We start from the raw sequence: 17,469 nt of genomic DNA on the forward strand, positions 1-17,469 counted from the left end.
AACGATAACCTCGTCGGTGCTTTCTTTTTTCCGCCAGTATATGCAACAAAAAGGAAGAAGGGGGCTATCGAAAAATCGCCGAAAAACAGCGCACGACAGCGCGCCGTTATGCACACATGCCTGACTCAGAATGCCGTTTCCAGTGAATCGGTGACGCAATAGTCATCATCCACCAGTGGCAAATAGCGCCACTTATCAAACGCGGTACAGGGATGTGAAATGCCACAACCTACCCAGTCACCGGGCTTTAAAGCATCTTCTTGCGGCAACAACAAATAGGCATGTTGATCGTTTACCTCGCTGATGCGCATGCCAGAAGCGGTGCGAGGAGCACTACCATCCACATTTCGCACCCACAGCGGATTCGGCAAGTCCTGGTCAAAGGGCACATCGCGGCGTCCGAAATCAACAAACGCCAGGCCTGGCTCAGGGCGCGATAATACCCTCCCCCAGATCTCCAGCGCAGGCTCAAAATGATGACGGGCGCCCGGTTGGGCAAACGGCGCAATGCGCGCATATAACCCGTTATCGTGGGCCATATAGGCACCCGAACGAATCAGCGGTGTGATCGGTAGCGATAGCCTCGCCTCGCTAAAACAGGCGCTGACCACATCAAACCAGGCGCCGCCTCCGGCGCTGAGAATAATAGTGTCGCTGCTGAACTGTTGCTCCCCGGCCAACAGCGCAGCCGTCGCGATCAGCATCTGGCAATAATCGCGCACCCTGGCAATACCCGCGGCATCACGCCCCGCCCCCAGCGCGCCTTCATAGCCCGCCACACCCACCAGTTGCAGGACCGGGCTTGCCGCTATCGCGGCGGCAATCTCCAGTGCTTGCGCGGATGAGCGACATCCCGTGCGCCCGCCACTGACCGACATCTCCAGCAGAACCGCAATGTGACTGTCGCCGAGATGCTGTTCCAGCAAACGCACTCCTTCCAGCGAATCAACATAGCAAAGGAAGCCATGGTCAGGATGCTGCTTTTGCCACTCACCTATCCAGCGAATACCGGCAGGGTCGACCAGTTGATTGGCGAGAAAAACATTACGGATACCAAACTGGCGCAATGCGCGAACCTGCGCAGGCGTTGCCGCACTCAATCCCCAGGCACCACCTTCGGTGACGGCTCGACGCAGGATGGCGGGCGACATTGACGTCTTGCCGTGTGCTGCCAGCATCACCCCCTGTTCGCGACAAAAATCAGCCAACTGACGCAGATTATTCTCCAGCGCCGATTGCTTCATGAGCATCAGTGGAGAAAACACGCTATCGCTGGCCAGTACCGGCGTCCCCACAGGTAACGGCGCATCGCCACGACCTGCAACAGATTTAAAGCGTGGCGCAGGTTGCAGCGCATCCAGCAGACCGTCTGCCACCAACGGAAAATGAATCGACATAACGCCTCCGATCAATGCTCAAGAACACGCGATAAAAACTGCTGGGTACGCGGATTTTGTGGATTAACGAATATCTGCTCTGGCGATCCTTGTTCAGCGATCACCCCCTGATCCATAAACACCACGCGGTCTGCGGTTTTGCGCGCAAAGCCCATCTCATGGGTGACCACCACCATGGTCATCCCTTCACGCGCCAGGCTGCGCATCACTTCCATGACTTCGCCCACCAGTTCGGGATCGAGCGCGGAGGTGGCTTCATCAAAAAACATAATTTTCGGCTCTACTGCCAGCGCTCTGGCAATAGCCACGCGTTGCTGCTGACCACCGGAGAGTTGCGCCGGATAATAATGCGCGCGCTCAGCCAGCCCGACACGCGTCAGGGCCGCCATGCCGCGTTTATTGGCCTCAGCCTCAGACAGCTTCTGCGCTTTTATCAGCGCCAGCGTCACGTTGCCGAGCGCGGTTTTGTGGGGAAACAGGTTGAACTGCTGGAACACCATTCCGACATGACCACAAATTTCCCGGCTGCGTTTATGGTCGTGCAGCGGCACATTGTTAACCCAGATTTCGCCCCCATCGGCTGTTTCCAGCCCGCTCATGATGCGTAACACGGTACTTTTGCCGGAACCTGATGCGCCAATCAGCACCAGCACTTCGCCGGGCGAAACATCAAGGCTGATCTCTTTCAGCACCTGGGTGCTACCAAAAGATTTGGTAATACGGCTCAGCGTAATGGCGGAATTGCTCATGAGAACTGGCTCCTGGTTTGATGATGTTGAACCCAACGGGAAAGCGGAAAGCAGACAACGAAGTACAGCACAGCCACCAGCGCATAAATCACTACCGGCTGACCGATACGATCAACGATCGCCTGGCCCTGATGCATCAGTTCCGACATGCCAATCATGCTGACGATGGAGGTATCCTTAATCAGGGAAAGATACTGCCCCACCAGTGGTGGCAGTACGATGCCGCGCGTCTGTGGCAGGATTACGCTAAGAAAGGTCTGGCGTTTTGACAGCCCGAGGATCCACGACACTTCCCATTGTCCTTTGGGTACCGCTTCGATCCCGGCGCGAAAGACTTCGGCGATATAGGCCCCTTGGTAAATGCTCAAACCGAGGATACCGGCGGCAAACAAATTGATTTCATAGCCAAAATAGGCCACGCCAAAGTAGATAAACATCAGGGTGATCAACACCGGCGTGCCGCGGAACAACTCGGTGTAAAGCACGGCAATGTGGCTGGCGACCGGAACACGGCTGGTACGCAATACGGCGGCGAGCAGGCCAAGCAGCGTGCTGCCAATGATGGCCGCGACCGAAAGCAGCAGGGTGATCCACAGCCCCTCCAGTAGCAACGGCAACGAGCTCATTACCATATCGCTCATAGCGCATTCTCCCGTTTCAGTGGGTTAGTCAGCCATTTTTTTGCCCACCACCGGACGGGCTTTTTTACCGGCGTGACCAGTTGCGGATGAAACAAGCGCCTTCCTATCTTGTTACCGAGCCAGGAAAAGAGATTACTCAGCAGCAGATAGACCAGCGCCACCACGCTGAACGTCTGGATATAAAGCAAAGTGCGGGCGTTTATCACGGTGGCGGTGCCGGTCAATTCCGGCAGCGCAATGGCCGACAATAGCGACGTGCCGAGCAATAACTGGATCAGGTTGTTAATAATGGCCGGCCACACGGCACGCGCGGCCTGGGGCAACACCACACTCAGAAAGACCTGACGGCGTGAAATACCTAAAATCCACGCGGCTTCCAGTTGCCCTTTCGGCACCGACTGTATTCCGGCGCGAAAGGTCTCCGACAGGTAAGCACCGACGTTAATGCCCAAAGCCAGCACCCCCGCGGTAAAGGCGCTCATGGTGATGCCGAGGGAAGGCAGACCAAAAAAGATGATGAAAATTTGCAGCAACACCGGCGTGTTACGGATAAATTCCACATAGCAGTGGCTCAGCCAGCGTAGCGGCGCTACAGCCGAGGCTTTCGCCAGCGCTGCCAGCAAGCCGAGCGCGACGGCCAGCACAAACGCGAGAAGAGTAACCTGTAACGTCAGCCAGGCGGCGGCCAGGAAGGTCTCGCCGTAACTCCACAGGGTTAGCCATTGATAACTCATGCATGGACTCCTTCCTGCGGTGTAGCAGACCAAAGTGCGCTACACCGCAGGCAATCAGAATTGCGGATTCAGTGGGTAACGCGGCTTATCACCAAACCATTTTTGATAGAGCGTGGCGTTCTCACCGGAAGCGTTGATCTCAAACAGGAATTCATTGAGGTAGTTCAGCCATACCTGGTCGCCCTGCTTCACACCAAAGGCGTTATATTCCAGCGGCACCAGCGCTTCGTTGGTGACAGTCAGGGTCGGATCAAGCTTGGCCTGATAAGCGAGGAAGTTGTTATCCTCAATCATTGCATCAGCCTGCCCTTGCTTCACCGCCAGAATCGCCGCCTGGGAAGAGTCGTATTCCTGAATTTTGACCTCAATGCCCATACTGCGGACTTCGTCTCCGTTGGTTGACCCTTTCACCGTAGCGATGGTCTTACCGGCCATGTCATGCGCCGATTTGATGCCACTCTCTTTACGGACCAACATCGCTTCGCTCGCCACAACATACGGGTGGGTGAAACCGATCTCTTTGGCGCGTTCCAGGTTGCGCGTGAAGTTACAGAACACCACGTCCACTTTGTTGGTTTGCAGGTTAGGGATGCGGTTAGCACTGGTGGTGTTCACCATTTCCAGTTTCACGCCCATCTCTTTCGCCAGCGCTTTCGCCAAATCGACGTCATAACCATCCGGTTTGCCGTCTTTATCGTAAAAACCGAAGGGAGCGAAACTCAGGCAATCACCCACGCGTAACGTGCCGCGTTGCAATACGGTTTGCAGCGTCGATTGGGGGGCCGCACCCGCCACTTGCTTCTCTTCCGTGGGGGTACAACCGGCAACGGCCAGCAGGGCCAGCGTTCCGGCGATGATTTTTAACGAAGTTGCATTCATTGTTTTGCTCGCTTATTAAATGGAGACGACATAAAAAGCATCAGTTATTAACGGGCAGCCCTGGTGTGGGCGAATAAATAAAAATCTCAGTGTGTTATCAGATAAATAATATTATTTTCGGTCGGCGCGAAAGCATTTCATATCTACTTCCACTTTGCAGTCGACGACTAAATCCTGCACGCTACAAATACGTGCCGGTGGGTTTCCGGTAAATATCTCGCTGAAAACTTTATTAAAGGAACTGAAATAACGTGCGTCGGTTAATACTGCCGTGACGTGTACCACATCCTCCACCCTGTACCCCGCCTCGCGCATAATGGACAGGCAGTTATCAAACGCCAGACGGGTCTGCTCAATGATCCCGCCTTCCACCACTTCGCCTTCGCGCATCGGCGTCTGACCTGAGATATACAGCCAGCCATCAGCCTCAACGGCGCGTGCGAACGGCAGTTTTTGCCCGCCCGTACCAGTGCCGCCTTCAATGCCATAACGCTTAATCGTCATGCAATGCTGCTCCTTTTTGTTCTGAGAATCGCCATGAATACCGCGTCACAACTGTCTGGTATATCGGACTGTTATCTGCAATATCGGATAGAGCAAGATTTGCACAGGTTTTTTATTTTTGCAATATATCCCGATCAATTTAATTTTTTGTGGTGTTGTGGCGATCGCAAAATAAAAAATGAATGGGGGGAATGGCAGAATGAAAATGTTACCGGGGTCGTAATTTTAAAAAAATAATTTGTGCGCCATGCGCTAAAATGAGGCCCCAAAATAGAACAAAGAAATATAAACACCGGCAGTAAAATTTTAATTACCGGGGATGGGTTAACGACGACGCTGGGTGTATCATGCTTTTCTTTTTTATTGTCTTTACTGTCTGGCGCGACCGCCCGACTGCATCAGGAGAATTTGCTTATGCCGGACGAGAAGCCATCGCGCGCGCGCGGTGTTGACCGGGTTATCGACATTTTTCACCAGTTGCATATCGCTCGTCAGCCGATGGCGATGCGCGATTTGATCGAGGCCACCGGCGCGCCGCGCTCCAGTGTATATGAACTTGTCAGCCTGCTCAGCGAGGCCGGGCTGCTGGAAGTGGATGCCGACGGCGCGGTGTTCTTTGGCCGCGAAATGCACTATTACGGTGCAGATTATATGGCACATAACGATCTTATCCACCGCTCACATCAGTTAATGGTTGAACTGGTCGCCCGTCATGGCGAGACGGTGCAGCTCTGTATGCTGGAGGGGAATAAGTACACCGTCGTGCTGTCGGAAAGTAATGCTCACCCGTTCAAAATCACGTCGGATATCGGCGTGCGGGTACCGATCACCTGGACGGCGACTGGCCGTCTGTTACTCAGTAACTGGTCGGACAGCGCTATTCTCGACCTTATTCCCGAAGAAGATTACCGTCTGGCGAACGGGCAAGTTCTCGATAAACAAGCTTTCCTGGAAGATATTCATCGTGCAGGACAGCAGGGCTATTGTCTGACTGAGGGGTTGTCGGAGAGTTTTACCTGCTGTATGGCGGCGCCGATTCGTTCTCGTAGCGGGCAGGCGGTCGCGGCGATCTGTTTTATGGTGAGTCGCGATACACCGGAGGAACGCCGTCAGATGTTGCTCAAAGAGTTGATCGTTTCCGGCCAAAAACTGTCGGATTTCACCTGAGTCCGGCAGGCGGGAGCGCAGCCATCAACAACGACATCGCCAGTTGCGTTGAGACGTAAAAAATCCGGAATCAGCGGGCTGAATCCGGATTGTCTCTCGTCGGGGGATCTTTTTACTGCGCTTACACCGTCAGGTTAATCTCGTCAGAGAAATTTTCCGCAGGCTCCAGTTTCAGCTCCAGCGCCGCAAGGACCTCGCGGGCGCGACCATGAAACTCACGAAGCGTATGCTCCAGCCGATCAGTCACTTCTGAATCTTTTATCTCGGTTGCTTTCCAGTTCCCGTCTTTATCGTACAGCCCAAAATGGTAGCTATAGGTAAAACGGTCTTGCTGCGCTTCCATTTCCATCCACCAGCCCCAAAATTCACGCTTCTCCGGCGCGGGCTTTACATTGACGCATACGGCCAGGCAATCAAAAAAGAAGCGATTATCGGCACACTGTTCTTCCCGAATATACGGGCCTAGCGCGGTAAACCTTTTAATGAGTTTGCTCTTGGGATGTCCACTCGGTAACGTCATTGCGATCTCCTTATGTGATGCAACTGTTTTACCAAATCAATCGAAATTAGCAATCCATTAACGCAATCTATCATTGATCCAGTCGGTAATGTCCCGCAGCGCCTTATCAAAATTGCGATAAACCGGATTAAACGGGATTTCGAGTAATTTACCATCCGCAGATGACGACGTGATTAAACGCGACTCCTCCTCCGGGCTGAACGGATCGTTTTTCCAGAAGCCAGACAGCATCGGCGTCGGGCAGCGTCGCCCCAGTAACCCCTGCGTTTTTAGCGAATAGCGATTCAGCTCGACATACAGTGACTCGTCCGACGCATTGTGCATACCAAGCCGACTGGCGAGCACGTCCATATACATCTCCGGCACGCGCCCCAGCTGCTGGGGGTTAGTGAGCAGCGCATGCACAACTGGCCCCAGACAGGCCACGGCTTTCAGGCGCGGAGACTCCAGATAACCAAGGCGGACCGCCACGTTGGCACCAAAGCGGAAACCAAACGCTGCCACGCGTGTATGGTCAACCCACGGAATGTTCGGCAGCGCTTTCAGCACGTGTTGATGCAGCAGGCTCGAATCCTGGGTGAGTTTCCATTTTGAGGAGAACCCCACAGAAGGCATATCCAGCGTCAGCATGGCGATGCCCTTCGGCGCAAAATAGCGTTCATACAGGTTGTAGTAATCGCTTTGCAGGCCATCCAGCCCGCCGCACATCAGGACGGTGGGAAAAGGCCCCTCCCCTTTGGGCATATGCAAGAAGCCAATGACCGGCGAACCGCCGGGAATCGCAAATTCCATCTCTTTCATGGTGCCCGGCAGACGCTGCGCTGCTTCTTCATAAGCGCGATTCGCCAGCGCCTGAGCCTGCTCTGCCAGCACATCCCCTTTAATATGCGGATAAGCGGCGATGCTATAGAGGTTTGACGCATGCAGCCAGTGCTGGCCGCTGAGGGTGGTATCCTGCTCCTGGCTGGCTTTTTGCTGCCACAGCATAGCCTGAGTGGACCATTCGTAGATCCAGTTGCCGCCGCGATAACCGACCACCGTATCGTAAAGTTCAGGGTCGGTATGTTCCGCCGTGCTCATGGCGATCCGCGCCTGTACGTCCAGGATCTCCTTCGGATCAACACCACGCCAGATCCACATCAGTCGGTTGATCATCCGATACCAGTGGGGCGCATTGTTACCGTCAAGGGTGGATTCTACAGGCGACTGTTTACTATGGGTAAGGCGACGCACCAGCGTTGAGGTTTCCGGGTGCTTGAAGCGGGGTTTAAACAGGGTTTCGCTGAGGTTAGCTTGTGGCATTACGCGCAGCCTCCATGAATACGTCGATGACGGTATTGTAACCTGGTGGATGCGAAAAAAAACAACGCCCGGCGATGCCAGGCGTTGTAAATAATCATAAAGAGAGGATTAACGACCAGAGATAGGCGGAACGAAGACCACGCCCATATCCCACGGCTGTTCAATCCAGGTATCCTGCGGGATATCAATCACGTAATCGTCAACCAGCGGACGCCCGGCCGGTTTAGCGAAAATAGTGACGAAGTGCGCTTTTGGGTACATTTCGCGGATAGCCACCGCGGTGCCGCCAGTATCGACCAGATCATCAATAACGATGAAACCTTCACCATCACCCTCTGCGCGTTTGATAATTTTCATTTCGCGCTGGTTGTCGTGGTCATAACTGGAAATGCAAACGGTATCGACATGGCGAATACCCAGTTCACGTGCCAGTAATGCGCCCGGAACCAGACCACCACGGCTAACGGCAATAATGCCTTTCCACTGTTCAGAAGGCATCAGGCGGTTTGCCAGTTTGCGTGCATGAATCTGCAACATGTCCCAGGTGACGACGTATTTTTCGCTCATGTGAAGTGTCCCAGCCTGTGTATATACGGCTTAAAAAGTGTTCTACGGGGAAATAGGTTGCGCGAGATTATAGAGATCTGTCGCGCTAAAAACCAGTGTTACCGGGCCGGGCTGGCGCTTTTTACGCGACGCGTACTAACAGAGAGACAATAAAGTGGTATTCTCAAGTCCATCTCGCAATCCGGCCTTGTGATTGTTCTGTAGTTTAACCCTCGGACCTGCAAAATATGCTGGCAGGCCTTTTAAAGGAGACTCATCGTGTCTGAATTGTCTCAACTATCGCCACAACCGCTGTGGGATATTTTTGCCAAAATCTGTTCTATTCCTCATCCGTCTTACCATGAAGAAGAACTCGCCGCGCACATCATGGGCTGGGCGAAAGAAAAAGGCTTGCATGCGGAACGCGATCAGGTTGGCAATATTCTGCTGCGCAAACCGGCAACAGCAGGTATGGAAAACCGCAAACCGGTTGTGCTGCAGGCGCACCTGGATATGGTGCCGCAGAAAAACAACGACACCGTACATGACTTCACCAAAGACCCGATTCAGCCCTACATCGATGGCGAATGGGTAAAAGCGCGCGGCACTACGCTTGGCGCCGATAACGGTATCGGTATGGCATCCGCGCTGGCGGTGCTGGCGGATGACCGCGTTGAGCATGGTCCGCTGGAAGTGCTGCTGACCATGACCGAAGAGTCCGGCATGGATGGCGCGTTTGGTTTGCAGCCCGGCTGGTTGCAGGCTGATATTCTGATCAACACTGACTCAGAAGAAGAAGGCGAAATCTACATGGGTTGCGCCGGCGGTATTGATTTCATCACCACCCTGCCGCTCTCCCGCGAAGCGGTACCTGCGGGCTACCAGACGTTCAAACTGACCCTGAAAGGGCTTAAAGGCGGCCACTCCGGCGGCGATATTCATCTGGGTCTCGGTAACGCCAACAAATTGCTGGCGCGCTTCCTGGCTGGCCACGCGGCCGAGCTGGACCTGCGTCTGGCCGATTTCAACGGCGGTACCCTGCGTAACGCTATCCCGCGTGAAGCCTTCGCCACGTTTGCCGTTCCGGCCGATAAAGCTGAGCAGTTGAAAACGCTGGCAGCAACTTATCAGGACATCCTGAAAAACGAGCTGGCGATGAAAGAGAAAAACCTGGTGGTATTGCTGGATAGCGTTTCCAGCGACAAACAGGTGCTGACCTCTGCTTCCCGCGATAGCTTCATTCAATTGCTGAACGCCACGCCAAACGGTGTGATCCGTAACTCCGACGTTGCCAAAGGCGTGGTCGAGACCTCCCTGAACGTTGGCGTGGTCACCATGCAGGACGACAGCGTGGAAATCATCTGTCTTATCCGCTCCCTGATCGATAGCGGCAAAGATTATGTGGTGAGCATGCTGGAATCGCTGGGCAAACTGGCTGGTGCAAAAACCGCACCGAAAGGCGGCTACCCTGGCTGGCAGCCGGATGCGAACTCACCGGTGATGCATCTGGTGCGTGAGACCTATCAGCGTCTGTTCAACAAGACGCCGAATATTCAGATCATTCACGCCGGTCTGGAATGTGGTCTGTTCAAAAAACCGTACCCGGATATGGATATGGTTTCTATTGGGCCAACCATCACCGGTCCGCACTCCCCGGATGAACAGGTACATATCGAAAGCGTGGGCCATTACTGGACGCTGCTGACCGAGCTGCTGAAAGCTATTCCGGCGAAATAAGTCGTACTGTCCGCACCTTTTACTGGTGCGGACACTTTCCCTTTTATCTTCCCGTTACGCTCTTATTTTCACGATTATCACAGCCCCAGCACCAACTGACGCTCTAATTGCGGATCGAGCAGCGTCACATGCAAACCCACTAAACGCACGCCGCGCCCGCTGCGCCGCTCATTCCAGGTTTTCCGCGCCGTCGCCAGCAAGTCGTCTTTATTTAAGCGTGGCCAGACGTGTTCCTGGGTGGTGAGCTGGAAATCGGCAAACTTGAGCTTAACCCCCTGTCGGGCAATCAACAGATCGGGTTTTATCTTTGCCAGCCGCCGTTCCAGTTCCGGATAAAGGTGTTGGTTGATAATGGCTTCACACTCTTCCCATTCATGAATGTCTTCTATCAGCGTACGCTCCACGCCAACCGATTTGCGAAGCCTGTCGCTACTGATATGTCGCTCATCAATCCCCTGACTGCGCTCCCACAACACGCGGCCAAATTTACCGAAGCGTTTTAGCAACATCGCCAGGTCACTGTTCTGCACATCTTCGCAGGTACGCAACCCAAGCGTTTCCAGTTTTGCCGCCGACACCTTGCCAACGCCCGGAATTTTACTGAGTGGCAGCGTACGTAAAAACGCCGGTACATCCGCAGGGGCAATGACATATTGCCCGTCAGGTTTATTCAGATCGGAGGCGATTTTCGCCAGGAACTTCACCGGTGCAATCCCAGCCGATGCGGTGAGTTGGGTTTCGCGGAATATGGTCCGGCGAATCTCTTCTGCCATTAACGTTGCCGAACCGTGGCAATGGGGGCTGTCGGTCACATCCAGATAGGCTTCATCCAGTGACAGGGGCTCAATCAGGCTTGTATAACGGGAAAAAATTTCGCGGATCTGGTGAGAGGCTTCCCGGTAGGCTTCAAAGCGCCCCGGTAATAAGGTGAGATGTGGGCAGAGCTTTAACGCCATTGCCGTGGGCATGGCGCTGCGCACGCCATATTTACGCGCCGGATAATTAGCCGTGCTGATAACGCCGCGCTGAACCCGGCTGCCGCCGATAGCGATAGGGATATCCCGCAGAGCCGGGTTATCACGCATCTCCACCGCCGCAAAAAAGCAGTCCATATCGACATGTATGATTTTGCGCATACGCTCACCTTATCAGATACTGGATAAGTATACAGCATCATTACCCAGAATGAGAAGAGTGAGGAAAAAAGTGAGTTCGCAGTGAAAAAAACGCCCAATAGCGCTGTTATTTCTGGGGTTTTCGTCAGACAATATTTAGCAGGGGGATCGCTGCAAAAAACTAATTTGTAAACTCAGCGATCCGGGCTTGCGAAAAACTACCGTGATGCTACTGTGGGCGCACCCAATCCAGATTAATCTGAATTTATGGGATTCTTTTGCCGTCCTGGCAATGTGGTAACCGTTTTATCAAGGAAACAAGCAGTATGCGCAAAATCGCATTTTTTCTTGCGATGCTTCTGATGCCGTGCGTCTCGTTTGCCAGCTTATTAAGCAGCAATGGTTCAACAACGCCGATCAGCAAAGAATATAAGCAGCAGTTGATGGGATCGCCGGTATACATCCAGATCTTCAAAGAAGAGCGTACCCTTGATCTCTACGTCAAAATGGGTGAGCAATATCAGCTCCTCAATAGTTACAAAATTTGTAACTACTCCGGCGGCCTGGGTCCGAAACAGCGTCAGGGCGATTTCAAAAGCCCGGAAGGGTTCTATTCCATTCAGCGCAGCCAGCTAAAACCGGATAGCCGTTTTTATAAAGCCATCAATATTGGTTTTCCTAACGCCTATGACCGTGCCCACGGTTATGAAGGGAAATACCTGATGATCCACGGCGCGTGCGTGTCGATTGGCTGCTACGCCATGACCGATTCGCAAATCGACGAGATTTTCCAGTTTGTCACCGCCGCGCTGGTGTTTGGTCAGGAAAGCGTGCAACTGAGCATCTACCCGTTCCGTATGACGGACGCGAATATGCAGCGTCACAAATATTCGACCTATGCGAAATTCTGGGAACAGTTAAAACCGGGTTATGACTTCTTCCAGCAGACACAGAAACCGCCTGTGGTCTCTGTTGTTGACGGGAACTACGTGGTCAGCAAACCGCTGAGCCACGAAGTTATTCACCCGCAGTTGGCGTCAAACTATACGCTCCCCGAGACAAAATAATGCCCATTCGCCTGGCATAATCTTTTGCCAGGTTTCATTGCCCGTTAGCGGCTGGGTAGCAATCACGGTAACCACATCGTTAGGTGTGGTTTCCCGCTGAAAATCAATTTCCACATCCTGATCCAGCAGTTTCGCCACGCCAAACGGTGCCCGACGGGTAATGCAGAACAGATTGGTCGAGCAGAACGCCATGACATAACGCCCATCCGACAGCAGCATATTAAAAACACCCTTCCCACGCAGTTCAGTCGCCAGCGTCGCGATGTATTTAAATACCGCTTCCATATTGCCCGGCGTACGCGGATAGCGCGTGGTGAGTTTGTGCAGTAGCCAGCAGAAAGCTTTTTCGCTGTCGGTTTCCCCGACAGGACGAAAGTTGCCGGTCTCCAGCGATTTATACCCGGTTAACTGCCCGTTATGAGCGTAGGTCCAGTTGCGTCCCCAGAGTTCACGGGTAAAGGGGTGCGTGTTTTCCAGCGCCACTTCACCACGGTTCGCCTGGCGAATATGGGCCACCACCGAGCAGGACTTTATCGGGTACTCCTGCACCAGACGGGCAATCGGAGAGTTAAAGCTGGGTTGCGGGTCTTTAAACGTACGACAGCCTTTGCCTTCGTAAAAGGTGATACCCCAGCCATCTTTATGCGGCCCGGTTCCCCCACCGCGCTGAACAAGCCCGGTGAAACTAAAGCAAATATCGGTTGGCACATTGGCGCTCATCCCGAGCAGTTCGCACATTCAACACCCCCTAACGCCCAAATATGGAGAAGGCGTAATTGTTGCAGCCAGTTTGAACACGGACAGCGCGTAAGAACCGGAGCGTACACCGGGTACGTGAGGATTCTGAGCACTGCCCTGGTTCAAGATGGCGAATAAAATAGCCTTCTTACGCTTTTACCATCTCTTTTTCGATCAGCATAATCAGGATATGGATCACTTTAATGTGGATTTCCTGAATACGGTCGGCGTAACCAAAGTGCGGTACACGGATTTCAACGTCGGCAGTACCTGCCATTTTGCCGCCATCTTTACCGGTCAGCGTGATGACTTTCATGCCCTGCGCGCGCGCCGCGTCAATCGCTTTAATGACATTACCAGAATTACCGGAAGTAGAAATACCTAACAGTACATCCCCTGCACGGCCAACGGCTTCAACATAGCGAGAGAAAACATGGTCGTAACCAAAGTCATTACTAACGCAGGAGAGATGGCTCACATCAGAAATCGCAATCCCCGGATAACCCGGACGGTTTTCACGATAGCGCCCCGTTAACTCTTCGGCAAAGTGCATCGCATCACAGTGGGAACCACCATTGCCGCAGGACAATACCTTACCACCGGCTTTGAAGCTGTCAGCCAGCAGAACCGCTGCACGCTGAATGGCGTGAATATTGGCATCGTCTTTTAAAAAGTTTGCCAGCGTTTCCGCTGCTTCGTTCAGTTCGTTACGAATCAGATCCTGGTACATGAGGATATCCTTCAGTAGGAAAGCAGTATGAATATAAATTCTCGCGCGCAGTTTACCGGATAGCATGGCAAGCGAGAAGCTAAAGCCATAGGGATCGTCGGGGGTTTTCGTTTTTCGTGCCACATTCCTCCCCAACAATGTGAACCAGGTTGTAATTATTTTGTAAACACATTGCTAAAAGAAATAACATCCACTACAACCATATCATCACAAGTGGTCAGACCTCCTACAAGCAAGGGAGCTTTTCTCTATGATGATTTTGAGTCTTCTCGCAACTGTTGTCCTACTCGGCGTGTTGTTCTATCACCGGGTGAGTCTGCTGCTCAGCAGCGTAATCCTCCTGGCATGGACTGCCGCGCTTGGCGCTTCAGGTCTGTGGTCCATCTGGGTATTGGTGCCGTTGGCCATTATCCTTGTGCCCTTCAACTTTGTGCCGATGCGTAAATCGCTGATCTCTGCGCCAGTCTTCCGCGGCTTTCGTAAAGTGATGCCGCCGATGTCCCGTACGGAAAAAGAAGCTATCGATGCCGGTACAACCTGGTGGGAAGGCGATCTGTTCCGCGGTAATCCTGACTGGAAAAAACTGCACAACTACCCGCAGCCGCGCCTGACCGCCGAAGAACAGGCCTTTATTGATGGCCCGGTGGAAGAAGCCTGCCGTATGGCTAACGACTTTCAGATTACCCATGAAATGGCCGATTTACCGCCAGAACTGTGGGCGTATCTGAAAGAACATCGCTTCTTCGCGATGATCATTAAAAAAGAGTACGGCGGCCTGGAATTCTCTGCTTACGCCCAGTCCCGCGTATTACAAAAACTCTCCGGGGTTTCCGGTATCCTGGCGATCACCGTCGGCGTACCTAACTCTTTAGGGCCGGGCGAACTGCTGCAACATTACGGCACCGAAGAGCAGAAAAATCATTACTTACCCCGTCTGGCGCGTGGACAGGAAATTCCGTGCTTCGCACTGACCAGCCCGGAAGCCGGTTCTGATGCGGGCGCCATCCCGGACACAGGCGTCGTCTGCATGGGCGACTGGCAGGGTGAACAGGTGCTCGGTATGCGCCTGACCTGGAACAAACGCTATATCACGCTGGCGCCTATCGCGACCGTACTGGGCCTGGCGTTTAAACTCTCTGACCCGGAAAAACTGCTGGGTGGCGAAGAAGATCTCGGTATTACCTGTGCGCTGATCCCTACCAACACCCCGGGCGTTGAAATTGGTCGTCGTCACTTCCCGCTGAACGTCCCGTTCCAGAACGGTCCGACGCGTGGTCAGGATATCTTCGTACCGATTGATTACATCATCGGCGGTCCGAAAATGGCCGGACAGGGCTGGCGTATGCTGGTGGAATGTCTGTCCGTGGGCCGGGGTATCACCCTGCCATCCAACTCCACGGGCGGCCTGAAATCGGTGGCGCTGGGTATTGGCGCCTATGCCCATATCCGTCGTCAGTTCAAAGTTGCTATCGGTAAGATGGAAGGGATCGAAGAACCTCTGGCACGTATCGCGGGTAACGCCTATGTGATGGATGCCGCTGCCGCGTTGATTACGTACGGCATTATGCTCGGTGAGAAACCGGCGGTACTCTCCGCCATCGTGAAGTACCACTGTACTCACCGTGGCCAGCAGTCAATCATTGACGCAATGGATATCGCTGGCGGTAAAGGCATTATGCTCGGCGAAGGCAACTTCCTGGCTCGCGCCTATCAGGGTGCACCGATTGCCATCACCGTTGAGGGGGCCAATATTCTGACCCGCAGCATGATGATCTTCGGTCAGGGCGCGATTCGCTGCCATCCGTACGTGCTGGATGAAATGGCCGCCGCGCAAAACAATGACGTGGATGCGTTCGACAAGCTGCTGTTTAAACATATCGGGCATGTGGGTAGCAATAAGATGCGTAGCTTCTGGCTGGGGCTGACGCGCGGGTTGACCAGTTCGGCCCCGACCAGCGATTCAACCAAACGCTACTATCAACATATCAACCGCTTAAGCGCCAACCTCGCGCTGCTGTCGGATGTGTCGATGGCGGTACTGGGCGGTAGCCTGAAACGTCGTGAACGTATCTCGGCACGTCTCGGGGATATCTTAAGTCAGGTGTTCCTCGCCTCTGCGGTGCTGAAACGCTATGACGATGAAGGCCGCCATGAGATGGATCTGCCGCTGGTGCACTGGGGCGTACAGGACGCGCTGTATCAGGCTGAACAGGCGATGGACGATCTGCTGGCCAACTTCCCGAACCGTGTGGTCGCGGGTCTGCTGCGGGTGGTGATTTTCCCGACCGGTCGTCACTATCTGGCACCGTCCGATAAGCTGGATCATCAGGTCGCTAAGATTCTGCAAACGCCGTGTGCCACCCGTTCGCGTATTGGTCGTGGTCAGTACCTGACGCCGAGCGAACATAACCCGGTCGGTCTGCTGGAAGAGGCGCTACTTGACGTGATCGCCGCCGACCCGATTCATCAGCGCATTTGTAAAGAGCTCGGTAAAAACCTGCCGTTCACACGTCTGGACGTGCTGGCAAGAGAGGCGCTGGCCGGCGGGCTTATCAATCAGGATGAAGCTGAGATCCTGACAAAAGCCGAAACCAGCCGTCTGCGTAGTATCAATGTCGACGATTTCGAACCGGAAGAGCTGGCAACACAGCCGGTAAAAACGCCGGAAAAGGTGCGTAAGCCTCAGGCTGCATAACGCCCCCCTCTGGAGACCCTGACCCCGCTTCGTGCGGGGTTTTTTATTACCACAAATTCCCTTTTTCTCGTGCTAAAGTGTAAAAATGCTGTTTAAGGGGAGCTTAAATCGTGCCTGGTTTCAAAATTACGCTGTTGCAACAACCTTTAGTCTGGATGGACGGTCCGGCCAATTTGCGCCATTTCGACCGCCAGCTTGAAGATATCACCGGGCGTGATGTGATAGTCCTGCCGGAAATGTTCACCACCGGTTTTGCGATGGAAGCGGCGAAGCAGTCGATGCCGCAAGAAGACGTTGTGGCGTGGATGCAGGCCAAAGCGCTCCAGACGAACGCGCTGGTCGCGGGCAGTGCCGCGCTGCAAACAGAGCGCGGCCCGGTTAACCGTTTCCTGCTGGTCGAGCCGGAAGGGGCTGTTCATTTCTATGATAAGCGCCATCTGTTCCGTATGGCCGATGAACATCACCATTACGAAGCCGGTAACGAGCGCGTGGTGTTTGAGTGGCGCGGCTGGCGTATTTTACCGCTGGTCTGTTACGACCTGCGCTTCCCGGTCTGGTCGCGCAATCGCGATGATTACGATCTGGCGCTGTATGTCGCCAACTGGCCTGCGCCGCGTTCGCTGCACTGGCAATCGCTATTGGTGGCACGCGCTATTGAAAACCTGGCGTATGTCGCGGGCTGCAACCGTGTGGGTACCGATGGCAATGGGCATCATTATCGTGGCGACAGCCGGGTCATTAACCCGCAGGGCGAGGTTATCGCCACCGCCGAGCCACACCAGGCTATCCGCATTGATGCCGAGTTGTCGATGGCCGCATTAAAAGAGTACCGCGAGAAGTTTCCCGCCTGGCAGGACGCCGATCCGTTTACGCTTGGGTGATATGACGTTCCCCTCCCCCTATCACTAAAGGGGCGAGAGGCGAACGCGGTGTTCCCCTTTACCCGTT

Annotated in this window: 17 protein-coding genes; 5 read left to right on the plus strand and 12 right to left on the minus strand. The window is 53.9% G+C overall.

From position 1 onward, the window contains the following. Nucleotides 1-125: 125 nt before the first annotated feature. The 6 genes from ACS0RQ_RS22250 to ACS0RQ_RS22275 form a co-directional block, all read right to left on the minus strand. Complete coding sequence (locus ACS0RQ_RS22250; protein WP_334633903.1) at nucleotides 126-1,397, minus strand: alanine racemase; 1,272 nt, start codon at nucleotides 1,395-1,397, stop codon at nucleotides 126-128. A gap of 11 nt (nucleotides 1,398-1,408) precedes the next feature. Further along, the gene (locus ACS0RQ_RS22255) at nucleotides 1,409-2,146 is read right to left on the minus strand and encodes an amino acid ABC transporter ATP-binding protein (RefSeq protein WP_079497616.1); all 738 of its coding nucleotides are present in this window, start codon (nucleotides 2,144-2,146) and stop codon (nucleotides 1,409-1,411) included. Next, nucleotides 2,143-2,787 carry an amino acid ABC transporter permease gene (locus ACS0RQ_RS22260; protein WP_271851379.1) on the minus strand — a complete coding sequence of 215 codons (645 nt, stop codon included), beginning with the start codon at nucleotides 2,785-2,787 and terminating at the stop codon, nucleotides 2,143-2,145. The genes ACS0RQ_RS22255 and ACS0RQ_RS22260 overlap by 4 nt, the downstream gene beginning before the upstream one ends. Continuing rightward, nucleotides 2,784-3,521: an amino acid ABC transporter permease gene (locus tag ACS0RQ_RS22265; protein ID WP_271851378.1), complete on the minus strand. Its 738-nt coding sequence runs from the start codon at nucleotides 3,519-3,521 to the stop codon at nucleotides 2,784-2,786. Before ACS0RQ_RS22265 ends, ACS0RQ_RS22260 begins: the two co-directional genes overlap by 4 nt. Nucleotides 3,522-3,575: 54 nt before the next feature. Continuing rightward, entirely contained in the window at nucleotides 3,576-4,400 is an 825-nt protein-coding gene (locus ACS0RQ_RS22270) for an ABC transporter substrate-binding protein (protein ID WP_041852624.1), read from the minus strand. Nucleotides 4,401-4,511: 111 nt separating this feature from the next. Beyond that, on the minus strand, nucleotides 4,512-4,904 hold the full coding sequence (locus tag ACS0RQ_RS22275; RefSeq protein WP_047371700.1) for a RidA family protein: 393 nt from the start codon (nucleotides 4,902-4,904) through the stop codon (nucleotides 4,512-4,514). 414 nt (nucleotides 4,905-5,318) lie between these two features. Here ACS0RQ_RS22275 and ACS0RQ_RS22280 point away from each other — a divergent pair, with 414 nt between their 5' ends. Continuing rightward, on the plus strand, nucleotides 5,319-6,071 hold the full coding sequence (locus ACS0RQ_RS22280) for an IclR family transcriptional regulator (protein WP_271851377.1): 753 nt from the start codon (nucleotides 5,319-5,321) through the stop codon (nucleotides 6,069-6,071). Nucleotides 6,072-6,192: 121 nt separating this feature from the next. On the opposite strand, the gene crl is transcribed toward ACS0RQ_RS22280, so the two are convergent. The 3 genes from crl to gpt all read right to left on the minus strand — a co-directional run bounded on the left by crl (nucleotide 6,193) and on the right by gpt (nucleotide 8,460). Next, nucleotides 6,193-6,591, minus strand: a complete 399-nt coding sequence (gene crl, locus ACS0RQ_RS22285; protein ID WP_193795203.1) for a sigma factor-binding protein Crl — start codon at nucleotides 6,589-6,591, stop codon at nucleotides 6,193-6,195. Nucleotides 6,592-6,648: 57 nt separating this feature from the next. Next, entirely contained in the window at nucleotides 6,649-7,893 is a 1,245-nt protein-coding gene (gene frsA / locus ACS0RQ_RS22290) for an esterase FrsA (RefSeq protein WP_271851376.1), read from the minus strand. Nucleotides 7,894-8,001: 108 nt separating this feature from the next. Continuing rightward, complete coding sequence (gene gpt / locus ACS0RQ_RS22295; protein WP_041852629.1) at nucleotides 8,002-8,460, minus strand: xanthine phosphoribosyltransferase; 459 nt, start codon at nucleotides 8,458-8,460, stop codon at nucleotides 8,002-8,004. A gap of 258 nt (nucleotides 8,461-8,718) precedes the next feature. Here gpt and pepD point away from each other — a divergent pair, with 258 nt between their 5' ends. Next, on the plus strand, nucleotides 8,719-10,176 hold the full coding sequence (gene pepD / locus ACS0RQ_RS22300; RefSeq protein ID WP_271851375.1) for a cytosol nonspecific dipeptidase: 1,458 nt from the start codon (nucleotides 8,719-8,721) through the stop codon (nucleotides 10,174-10,176). A gap of 77 nt (nucleotides 10,177-10,253) precedes the next feature. On the opposite strand, the gene dinB is transcribed toward pepD, so the two are convergent. Then, the gene (gene dinB / locus ACS0RQ_RS22305) at nucleotides 10,254-11,312 is read right to left on the minus strand and encodes a DNA polymerase IV (protein WP_041852631.1); all 1,059 of its coding nucleotides are present in this window, start codon (nucleotides 11,310-11,312) and stop codon (nucleotides 10,254-10,256) included. A gap of 305 nt (nucleotides 11,313-11,617) precedes the next feature. On the opposite strand from dinB, the gene dpaA reads away from it, so the two are divergent. Then, the gene (gene dpaA, locus ACS0RQ_RS22310) at nucleotides 11,618-12,358 is read left to right on the plus strand and encodes a peptidoglycan meso-diaminopimelic acid protein amidase (RefSeq protein ID WP_041852632.1); all 741 of its coding nucleotides are present in this window, start codon (nucleotides 11,618-11,620) and stop codon (nucleotides 12,356-12,358) included. Here dpaA and ACS0RQ_RS22315 read toward each other — a convergent pair. Next, nucleotides 12,329-13,096 (minus strand): class II glutamine amidotransferase, encoded by a 768-nt coding sequence (locus tag ACS0RQ_RS22315; protein WP_041852633.1) that lies wholly within the window; start codon nucleotides 13,094-13,096, stop codon nucleotides 12,329-12,331. The genes dpaA and ACS0RQ_RS22315 overlap by 30 nt on opposite strands. Before the next feature lie 148 nt (nucleotides 13,097-13,244). Further along, nucleotides 13,245-13,826: a D-sedoheptulose 7-phosphate isomerase gene (gene lpcA / locus ACS0RQ_RS22320; RefSeq protein ID WP_041852634.1), complete on the minus strand. Its 582-nt coding sequence runs from the start codon at nucleotides 13,824-13,826 to the stop codon at nucleotides 13,245-13,247. 250 nt (nucleotides 13,827-14,076) lie between these two features. Here lpcA and fadE point away from each other — a divergent pair, with 250 nt between their 5' ends. Further along, the gene (gene fadE / locus ACS0RQ_RS22325) at nucleotides 14,077-16,521 is read left to right on the plus strand and encodes an acyl-CoA dehydrogenase FadE (RefSeq protein ID WP_107224466.1); all 2,445 of its coding nucleotides are present in this window, start codon (nucleotides 14,077-14,079) and stop codon (nucleotides 16,519-16,521) included. A gap of 110 nt (nucleotides 16,522-16,631) precedes the next feature. After that, nucleotides 16,632-17,402, plus strand: coding sequence for an amidohydrolase (locus ACS0RQ_RS22330; protein WP_271851374.1), 771 nt, complete (start codon nucleotides 16,632-16,634; stop codon nucleotides 17,400-17,402). Nucleotides 17,403-17,469 lie beyond the last annotated feature (67 nt).

It is taken from the genome of Phytobacter diazotrophicus, from assembly GCF_052061655.1.
In the GTDB taxonomy this organism is placed as follows: Bacteria; Pseudomonadota; Gammaproteobacteria; order Enterobacterales; family Enterobacteriaceae; genus Phytobacter; species Phytobacter diazotrophicus.

Excerpts from the sequence above, each read along its gene's own strand:
- ACS0RQ_RS22250 (WP_334633903.1), bottom strand. The coding sequence starts at position 1,397 with ATGTCGATTCATTTTCCGTTGGTGGCAGACGGTCTGCTGGATGCGCTG.
- ACS0RQ_RS22255 (WP_079497616.1), bottom strand. The coding sequence starts at position 2,146 with ATGAGCAATTCCGCCATTACGCTGAGCCGTATTACCAAATCTTTTGGT.
- ACS0RQ_RS22260 (WP_271851379.1), bottom strand. The coding sequence starts at position 2,787 with ATGAGCGATATGGTAATGAGCTCGTTGCCGTTGCTACTGGAGGGGCTG.
- ACS0RQ_RS22265 (WP_271851378.1), bottom strand. The coding sequence starts at position 3,521 with ATGAGTTATCAATGGCTAACCCTGTGGAGTTACGGCGAGACCTTCCTG.
- ACS0RQ_RS22270 (WP_041852624.1), bottom strand. The coding sequence starts at position 4,400 with ATGAATGCAACTTCGTTAAAAATCATCGCCGGAACGCTGGCCCTGCTG.
- ACS0RQ_RS22275 (WP_047371700.1), bottom strand. The coding sequence starts at position 4,904 with ATGACGATTAAGCGTTATGGCATTGAAGGCGGCACTGGTACGGGCGGG.
- ACS0RQ_RS22280 (WP_271851377.1), top strand. The coding sequence starts at position 5,319 with ATGCCGGACGAGAAGCCATCGCGCGCGCGCGGTGTTGACCGGGTTATC.
- crl (WP_193795203.1), bottom strand. The coding sequence starts at position 6,591 with ATGACGTTACCGAGTGGACATCCCAAGAGCAAACTCATTAAAAGGTTT.
- frsA (WP_271851376.1), bottom strand. The coding sequence starts at position 7,893 with ATGCCACAAGCTAACCTCAGCGAAACCCTGTTTAAACCCCGCTTCAAG.
- gpt (WP_041852629.1), bottom strand. The coding sequence starts at position 8,460 with ATGAGCGAAAAATACGTCGTCACCTGGGACATGTTGCAGATTCATGCA.
- dinB (WP_041852631.1), bottom strand. The coding sequence starts at position 11,312 with ATGCGCAAAATCATACATGTCGATATGGACTGCTTTTTTGCGGCGGTG.
- dpaA (WP_041852632.1), top strand. The coding sequence starts at position 11,618 with ATGCGCAAAATCGCATTTTTTCTTGCGATGCTTCTGATGCCGTGCGTC.
- ACS0RQ_RS22315 (WP_041852633.1), bottom strand. The coding sequence starts at position 13,096 with ATGTGCGAACTGCTCGGGATGAGCGCCAATGTGCCAACCGATATTTGC.
- lpcA (WP_041852634.1), bottom strand. The coding sequence starts at position 13,826 with ATGTACCAGGATCTGATTCGTAACGAACTGAACGAAGCAGCGGAAACG.
- fadE (WP_107224466.1), top strand. The coding sequence starts at position 14,077 with ATGATGATTTTGAGTCTTCTCGCAACTGTTGTCCTACTCGGCGTGTTG.